The sequence below is a fragment of the Chloroflexota bacterium genome (assembly GCA_018648225.1).
GTDB lineage: Bacteria > Chloroflexota > Anaerolineae > Anaerolineales > UBA11858 > NIOZ-UU35.
On sequence record JABGRQ010000021.1, the window covers coordinates 1 to 7,892 of the forward strand.

Sequence of the window (7,892 nt, forward strand, 5' to 3'; positions counted from 1 at the left end):
CAAGAACAACTTCGACGACGCTCATCTCATCTCTGCCGAAGGGACGCTGGAAATCGCCCCCACGATTGGCTATTCCGATCTGATCGTTGACCTGGTTTCAACGGGCACCACGTTACAAGCCAATCGGCTGCGCCTGCTGGATGATGGCGAGATTTTGACCTCGCAGGCCTGCATGATCGCCAATCGTGCTGCCCTGCAATCCCGCCCAGACGTGCAGACCGTGGCCCGCCAGTTGATCGAGTTCATTGTGGCTTATCTGCGAGCCAAAGAAAATCTGGCCGTATTTGCCAATATACGCGGTGAATCGCCAGAAGCCATCGCCGGGCACATGTTCACACAAGATGTTATCGGGGGTTTGCAAGGCCCAACCATCTCGCCGATTGTCAACAATCGGGCCGGAGATTGGTATGCTGTTCATATTGTGGTGCGCAAAGACCAGTTGCCAAAGGCAATTGCCGAGTTGCGTTCCATCGGCGGTAGCGGAGTGGTTGTCACGCCGGTGACGTATATTTTCGAAGAAGAACCAGCTGCTTATACAGAAATGTTAAAAGCGCTAAAAAATGATGAATGATGAATTCGGAATGTAGAACTTTCTATTCATCATTCATCCTTCTGAATTCATCATTGGAGTTTTACCATGTTCAAAATCTACGACCTCGAAACCGCCCGAAAAACCATCTTGCGTCGCAAACCCATCAATACTACCAACTATCCCCCCGCGTTGATCGCCGGGGTGGAGCGGTTGTTTGGTGAGGGGGTTGGTCCCTACGAAGCCGTGATGCGCATCCTTTCCTCTGTGAGCAATGAAGGTGATGCTGCTCTGCAGCGCTGGTCGAAAACCCTCGACAAAACCGATCTCGAAGATTTTCGCATTCCGCCGGAGACTTTTGCTGCGGCGTACAACAACCTGCCACCCGCGCTGACCCAAGCAATGACCATCGCCGCGCAGCGCATCCGCGATTTTCATCAACGCCAACCGCTGCCTAACTGGACGACCACTGAGATGGGCGGCATCCTCGGCCAGCGCGCCAGCGCCGTGCAGCGCGCCGGGGTGTATGTGCCGGGGGGATCGGCGCCGCTGCCCTCCTCGCTGCTGATGTCGGTCATCCCTGCCCAGGTGGCTGGGGTGGAGCGCATCATCGTTTGCACGCCGCCCAATCCGCATCCCGCGATTTTGGCCGCGGCGCATATCTGCGGCATCGAAGAAATTTATCAACTTGGTGGGGCGCAGGCGATTGCGGCGCTGGCCTTTGGCACCGAGAGCGTCCCCAAAGTGGACAAAATTGTTGGGGCCGGGAATCTCTTCGTTACTCTCGCCAAACAGCAGGTTTATGGCATCGTCGGCCTCGACGGGCTAGCCGGGCCGACTGAGACAATGGTCATCGCCGACGAGAGTGCTAATGCCGAATGGGTGGCCGCCGATTTGCTGGCTCAGGCCGAGCACGACCCCCTCGCTAGTGCCATCTTGTTAACCACATCCCGCCCCCTGGCCGAAGCCGTGCAGGTCGCCGCCGCTCGCCAGATGGAAGACCTTTCCCGCGCTGAAATCATCGCCCAGTCCATCGAGAATCGCGGCGGTATCGTCATCACGCCCGATCTCGCCACCGCCGCCCAACTTGCCGATGAATACGCCGCCGAACATCTCTGTCTGGCGGTCGCGGATCCGCAGGCGCTCGCCGATAGTATCAACAATGCCGGAGGCTTCTTCCTTGGCGATCACTCTTTTGAAGTTTTGGGCGATTACGTTGCCGGGCCAAGTCATGTCATGCCCACGGGCGGCTCGGCGCGCTTTGCTTCGCCGCTCAACGTGATGGATTTCATCAAAATCAACAGCATCGTCGCCCTCGACCCCGACACCGCCGCGCAACTCAGCCCGCTGGCCGCCGAAATTGCCCGCGCCGAAACGCTCACAGCGCACGCGGCCTCAGCGGAATGCAGAATTTAGAATGATGAATAAATTTCTTCGCGCTCACATCGCTCAAATGGAAGCCTATACCCCCATTCTGCCCTTCGAAGTGCTCTCTGAGCAGTTGGGTATTCCGGCAGCGCAGATCGTCAAGCTCGATGCCAACGAGAACCCCTACGGCCCGCTGCCCGAAGTGCGCGCCGCCCTCGCCGATCTGCCCTATGCCCACATTTATCCCGATCCGGAGAGCCGCCATTTGCGCGCTGCCCTCGCCGAGTATCATGGCATTTCTGCCGAAAATATTCTTGCCGGGGCCGGGGCTGATGAGTTGATTGATTTGGTCATGCGCCTGATTTTGGAGCCGGGCGATTGTATTGTCAATTGTCCGCCGACTTTTGGGATGTACAGCTTCGATGCGGCGGTCAACAACGCCCGCACGATTTCAGTGCCAAGAGATAGGATTTTCGAACTGGACTTCGAGCGGATTGCCGCGGTGGTGGCGGAGTCTAAACCCAAAGCAATCTTCCTGGCCTCGCCGAACAACCCCGATGGCAGTCTGTTATCCCCTGAGATGCTCAACGCCCTGCTGGATTTGCCGATACTCGTCATCCTTGACGAAGCCTACGTCGAATTCGCCCCACCGGGAACATCGTCCCTCTCCCGCTGGGAGAGGGGTTGGGGTGAGGGCAAAGATGAAGGCTGGCCCGAAAACCTGATCGTCCTGCGCACCTTCAGTAAATGGGCCGGGCTGGCCGGGTTGCGCATCGGGTATGGCGTTTTCCCCGACTGGATGATGCCCCACCTGTGGAAAATCAAGCAACCCTACAATGTGTCCGTAGCAGCCGAGCGCGCGGGCGTAATATCCCTTGAAAACGCGCACCAACTTGAAATTACAGGTCAGCGCATCATCGCTGAGCGCGAACGGCTGTTTGCAGCGCTGCAAGAAATTTCCTGGCTGAAACCCTATCCATCCCAATCTAATTTTATTTTGTGTCAGGTCATCGGGCGCGATGCCGCTCAACTCAAAGCCGATCTGGCGCGGCAGGGCATTTTGGTCCGCTATTTCAACAAACCCGGTTTGGACGATCATATTCGGATTAGCGTGGGGAAGCCGGAGCAAACCGATTTAGTTATACAAGCGTTGAAAGTTGAAGGTTGAAAGTCTAACCTGTAACCGAGGTATTTATGCGAATAGCAACCATTGAACGCAAGACGAATGAAACTAAAATCACCGTAAAACTGAATATCGACGGCAGCGGACAGGCCGATATTAACACCGGAATCGGCTTTCTTGATCACATGCTGCATCATATTGCCGTGCATGGGCTGTTTGATCTGACGTTGCACGCCGATGGCGATTTGCACGTGGATGAACATCACACCGTGGAAGACTGCGCCCTGGTGTTGGGGCAGGCATTTGCACAGGCACTCGGTGATAAAAAAGGCATTGTGCGCACAGCGTCGGCCTATGTACCCATGGACGAAGTGCTGGCCTTCGTGGCGATTGATTTTTCCGGGCGGCCGTATGCCGTGGTGCAGGCCGAATGGATTACGCCTGCTGTGGGCGGCATTGCGACGACGCTCTTCGGGCATTTCATGGAATCGTTTGCCGTGCAGGCGCGTTGCAATTTACACGCTCGCGTACTTTATGGGCGTGACGACCATCACAAGGCTGAAGGGCTGTTCAAGGCACTGGCGCGTGCGCTGGATGCGGCGACGCGCATTGATGAGCGCCGCGCGGGCGAAATTCCTAGCACAAAAGGCACGATTTAAAACCACCACAAAGACACGAAGACACAAAGGCTGAAATATTTTCTTAGTGACTTTGTGCCTTGGTGGTGAAATATCTTGTGAATTGGAGCGAGCGATGACAGATAAATTCATTCTTTTCCCTGCAATAGACCTGCGCAACGGGGCCGTTGTGCGTCTCTCGGAGGGTGATCCGGGGCGGCAAACGATCTATGGCGACGAGCCGCGTGACTGGGCCGAGCGCTGGCAATCCGAGGGGGCGGACTGGCTGCATGTGGTCAATCTGGATGGCGCTTTTGGCGAAGCAGTGGTGGAAAATTTGGCCGCTTTGCATCAAATCTTGAACGTGGGCATCAAAGTGCAGTTCGGCGGCGGTTTGCGTGATGAAGACAGCCTGCGCGCCGCTTTTGACGCGGGCATCAGCCGTGCTGTGATCGGCACGGCGGCCATCGAAAACCCAGCACTGGTTGATTGGGCGCTGGAAATCTTTGGGTCAGAGCGTGTTGTTGTGGGCATTGATGCCCGCGACGGCATGGTACGCATCCGCGGCTGGGAAGAGTCTGCCGGGGTTCAGGCAGCTGATTTGGCGCGTGACCTGTGCCGTCGCGGTCTGAAATGGTGCAACTTTACCGACGTAGCCCGCGACGGGCTGCAAAGCGGGGTGAATGTGGCAGCTACGTCGGCATTGGCGCAGGTTTCGGGGTTGAGCGTGGTTGCATCCGGGGGCGTCGCCACGTTGGATGATGTGCGCCGCGTCCGCGATGCCGGGCTGGCCGGGGTTATCATTGGCCGGGCATTGTATGAGGGGAATTTTAGCATCGCAGATTGTGTTGAAATGATGAATGCTGAATGATGAATATTCTGCATTTTGCATTCATCGTTCATCATTTGACAGGAGTTTTTTATGATAACGATTATTAACTACAACGCCGGGAACCTGACCTCGGTGAAACGCGCCCTCGATCATTTGGGGATTGAGAATCGCATCACGCCAGACCCCGATGTGGTTGCCCGCGCCGGGAAAATTATCTTCCCCGGGGTAGGGCATGCCGGCACGGCGATGGCGGTGCTACGTGAACGCGGTTTGGATGAAGCGCTGTTACAGGCCTTTGAACGCGGCACCCCCATGATGGGGATTTGCGTTGGGGCGCAGATTGCATTGATCCGCTCAGAAGAAGCCGATACCATCTGTTTGGGAATCCTGCCTGGGGTGTGTCCGCGTTTTGAACTGGATGACCCTCGGTTGACGGTTCCGCACATGGGCTGGAACACCGTCGAGGTCGTCCGCCCGCATTTCATCCTGAAAGATGTCAAACCCGGCGATCAGTTTTATTTTGTGCATTCCTATTATCCCCGACCCGACGAAGAAAGTGATGTATATGCTACGGCAAATTATGAACATGATTTCGCCGCGGCTATCGGGCGTGATAATCTTTTTGCCACGCAATTTCATCCCGAAAAAAGCGCGCAAATTGGCATGCAAATTCTAAAGAATTTTGCCGAGTGGAGGCCGTGATGCTGAGCAAACGAATCATTTCCTGCTTGGATGTGCGCGATGGAAAACTTGCCAAGAGCGTCAAATTTGTAAATACCAAAGATATTGGCGATCCGGTGGAGCGTGCAAAAAAATACTACGAAGACGGCCTGGATGAGTTGGTCTTTTACGATATCACCGCTTCGAGCGACAAACGGGCGATCATGCTCGAAGTGGTCAGTCAGGTCGCCGAGCGGGTCTTTATTCCCTTCTCGGTGGGGGGTGGCCTGCGCAGCGTGGGTGATTGCGCCAAGGTGCTACTGGCTGGGGCAGAGAAGGTGAATGTCAATAGTGCGGCGGTCAAAAACCCGGCGTTGATTGCTGAGGCCTCGCGAGCTTTTGGAGCGCAGGCCGTGGTTCTCTCGATGGATGTGTTGCGCGTGGAGCCGACCGCGGAAATTCCCTCCGGCTATGAGATTGTCATCAACGGCGGGCGCACCCCAATGGGTGTGGATGCCATCGAGTGGGCCAAACGCGGCGAAGGGCTGGGCGCGGGCGAACTCGTGGTCAACTCGATTGATGCCGATGGCACCAAAGACGGCTACGAAATCAAACTCACGCGCACAATTGCTGAAGCAGTGCGAATCCCGATCATCGCTTCGGGCGGCGGCGGAACGCCTGAGCATCTCTACGAAGTCCTGACCGCAGGCCGTGCCGACGCGGCACTCGTTGCCTCGATGCTGCATTATGATGAGTATACGGTCGGTGAGATTAAAATGTATCTGGCGGAACGGGGGCTTCCAATACGGTCTGTGGGGATTGGTAATTAGGAAACCAGGAAGTATAGAATATAGGAGTTAGGGAATGAAAACAGCACTTTTATCCGTTTGGAATAAAACCGGTGTGATCGAGTTCGCCCAAAGGCTCGCCGCGGCGAATTGGCATCTGGTCGCCAGCGGGGGGACGGCACGCGCCTTGCGTCAGGCCGGTCTGGCGGTGACCGAAGTCAGTCAGATAACCGGCGAACCGGAGATGTTCGACGGGCGCGTTAAGACGTTGCACCCCGCTATCCACGCCGGGCTGCTGGCGCGCGAAACCGAGACCGATCGCGCCGATCTGGCTGCCCGCGGCTGGGAGGCAATTGATCTGGTTATTGTCAACCTGTATCCCTTTGAGCAGGTCGTCGCCAACCCCAAAACCACCCTGGCCGAAGCCATCGAAAATATTGACATCGGCGGCGTGGTCCTCCTGCGCGCCGCGGCCAAGAATTTCGCCCGTGTAACCGTGCTGAGCGATCCTGCTGACTATCCTGAAGATTTGTCTGCCCTTGATGATGCATCTTATCGTCAAGGTATGGCGCGCAAAGCCTTCGCTACCACCGCTCGCTATGATGCTGCTATTCAGATGTATTTCGCGGTGCTGAAAGATGAAACGATCCCATTGCAGGTAAATCTTTACCCGGCGCAGACCTTGCGCTATGGCGAAAATCCGCACCAGAGCGCGGCCTACTACACCGAAAAGTCCGGCGACGGCCCGATGGGGGGCCGTTTGTTGCAAGGCAAGCCGCTTTCATACAATAATATGCTCGATCTGGATGGTGCCTGGAGTTCAACCCTCAATTTTGACGCGCCGACTGCTGTTGTCGTCAAGCACGTCAGCCCGTGTGGTATTGCCAGCGCGCCGCGCGTCGAGCAGGCAATCGCCCCGGCTATCGCCTGCGACCCGATTTCAGCCTTTGGCAGCGTCATCGCCAGCAACCGCCTGGTCAACGCCGAATTTGTGTGCGGGCTGGGCGATCTCTTCGTGGAGTGTATCGCCGCCCCGCAGTTCACGCCCGAGGCCCTCGAATTGCTCTCGACGAAGAAGAATCTGCGTCTGCTACAAATTTCGCTGGATGCGCCGCGGGCAGAGTACGAACTGCGCTCGGTGGTGGGCGGATATTTGCGCCAGAGCGTAGATATCGGCGACCCTACCGGCGCTCCGGCGTGGCGCGTGGTCACGAAGCGCCAGCCAACTGCCGACGAAATGAACGCGCTGAAATTTGCATGGAAAGCCGTGCAGCCGGTAAAATCCAACGCAATTCTGCTGGCGCAAAGCGATGGCGAAATTAATTTCACAGTGGGGATTGGAGGCGGACAGCCCAACCGCGTTGATTGTGTGCGCATTGCCGGGGAACGCGCTGGCGCGCGCGCCGCGGGCTCCGTGCTGGCTTCGGATGCCTTCTTCCCCTTCCCCGATGGGATTCAAACCGCCGCGGAAATGGGCGTGACCGCCATCATCCAGCCGGGCGGCTCCGTGCGCGACGAGCAAGTTATTGCCGCGGCGGACGAACTGGAACTGGCGATGGTCTTTACCGGCATGCGCCACTTTCGACATTAAAAGGCAGAATGCAAAATGATGAATGAAGACTGGAATAATTTAGTAGACGCCGGACGTTTGACGTTTGACGCAAATGGGCTAATTACCACCGTCGTACAAGATGCAACGACGAGTGAGGTTCTTATGGTCGCCTGGATGAACGCCGAAGCCCTGCATCTGACGCAAACCACCGGACAGACTCATTTCTGGAGTCGCAGTCGCAGGGAACTCTGGCATAAAGGCGTCACATCTGGCAATTTCATGAACGTGCGCCAGATTCGGGTGGATTGCGACGCCGATACCCTGCTGCTTAAAGTTGATCCTGCTGGGCCAGCTTGTCATACCGGCGCGCGTTCGTGCTTTTATCGAGAACTTGCAGATGATCTTCAGAGCAAAGCATAAACA

Annotated in this window: 9 protein-coding genes; all 9 read left to right on the forward strand. The window is 56.5% G+C overall.

Annotated features, from left to right (window positions below):
* On the forward strand, window positions 1-571 hold a 571-nt coding region (locus HN413_00385), incomplete at its 5' end, for an ATP phosphoribosyltransferase (protein MBT3388845.1).
* 66 nt (window positions 572-637) lie between these two features.
* Window positions 638-1,945 carry a histidinol dehydrogenase gene (gene hisD / locus HN413_00390; GenBank protein ID MBT3388846.1) on the forward strand — a complete coding sequence of 436 codons (1,308 nt, stop codon included), beginning with the start codon at window positions 638-640 and terminating at the stop codon, window positions 1,943-1,945.
* Between the two features lies 1 nt (window position 1,946).
* On the forward strand, window positions 1,947-3,065 hold the full coding sequence (hisC, locus tag HN413_00395; GenBank protein MBT3388847.1) for a histidinol-phosphate transaminase: 1,119 nt from the start codon (window positions 1,947-1,949) through the stop codon (window positions 3,063-3,065).
* Window positions 3,066-3,091: 26 nt separating this feature from the next.
* Window positions 3,092-3,679 carry an imidazoleglycerol-phosphate dehydratase HisB gene (gene hisB, locus HN413_00400; protein ID MBT3388848.1) on the forward strand — a complete coding sequence of 196 codons (588 nt, stop codon included), beginning with the start codon at window positions 3,092-3,094 and terminating at the stop codon, window positions 3,677-3,679.
* A gap of 94 nt (window positions 3,680-3,773) precedes the next feature.
* Entirely contained in the window at window positions 3,774-4,508 is a 735-nt protein-coding gene (hisA, locus tag HN413_00405) for a 1-(5-phosphoribosyl)-5-[(5-phosphoribosylamino)methylideneamino]imidazole-4-carboxamide isomerase (protein MBT3388849.1), read from the forward strand.
* Between the two features lie 51 nt (window positions 4,509-4,559).
* Window positions 4,560-5,171, forward strand: a complete 612-nt coding sequence (gene hisH, locus HN413_00410) for an imidazole glycerol phosphate synthase subunit HisH (GenBank protein ID MBT3388850.1) — start codon at window positions 4,560-4,562, stop codon at window positions 5,169-5,171.
* Window positions 5,171-5,959 (forward strand): imidazole glycerol phosphate synthase subunit HisF, encoded by a 789-nt coding sequence (gene hisF, locus HN413_00415; protein ID MBT3388851.1) that lies wholly within the window; start codon window positions 5,171-5,173, stop codon window positions 5,957-5,959. The genes hisH and hisF overlap by 1 nt, the downstream gene beginning before the upstream one ends.
* Window positions 5,960-5,993: 34 nt before the next feature.
* A complete protein-coding gene (purH, locus tag HN413_00420) occupies window positions 5,994-7,508 on the forward strand; it encodes a bifunctional phosphoribosylaminoimidazolecarboxamide formyltransferase/IMP cyclohydrolase (GenBank protein MBT3388852.1) in 1,515 nt (504 codons plus the stop codon).
* A gap of 18 nt (window positions 7,509-7,526) precedes the next feature.
* A complete protein-coding gene (hisI, locus tag HN413_00425; GenBank protein ID MBT3388853.1) occupies window positions 7,527-7,889 on the forward strand; it encodes a phosphoribosyl-AMP cyclohydrolase in 363 nt (120 codons plus the stop codon).
* The last annotated feature ends 3 nt before the right edge of the window (window positions 7,890-7,892 follow it).

Bases quoted from the DNA above. Each gene is read 5' to 3' on its own strand.
- hisD (MBT3388846.1), top strand. From the start codon at position 638: ATGTTCAAAATCTACGACCTCGAAACCGCCCGAAAAACCATCTTGCGT.
- hisC (MBT3388847.1), top strand. From the start codon at position 1,947: ATGATGAATAAATTTCTTCGCGCTCACATCGCTCAAATGGAAGCCTAT.
- hisB (MBT3388848.1), top strand. From the start codon at position 3,092: ATGCGAATAGCAACCATTGAACGCAAGACGAATGAAACTAAAATCACC.
- hisA (MBT3388849.1), top strand. From the start codon at position 3,774: ATGACAGATAAATTCATTCTTTTCCCTGCAATAGACCTGCGCAACGGG.
- hisH (MBT3388850.1), top strand. From the start codon at position 4,560: ATGATAACGATTATTAACTACAACGCCGGGAACCTGACCTCGGTGAAA.
- hisF (MBT3388851.1), top strand. From the start codon at position 5,171: ATGCTGAGCAAACGAATCATTTCCTGCTTGGATGTGCGCGATGGAAAA.
- purH (MBT3388852.1), top strand. From the start codon at position 5,994: ATGAAAACAGCACTTTTATCCGTTTGGAATAAAACCGGTGTGATCGAG.
- hisI (MBT3388853.1), top strand. From the start codon at position 7,527: ATGAATGAAGACTGGAATAATTTAGTAGACGCCGGACGTTTGACGTTT.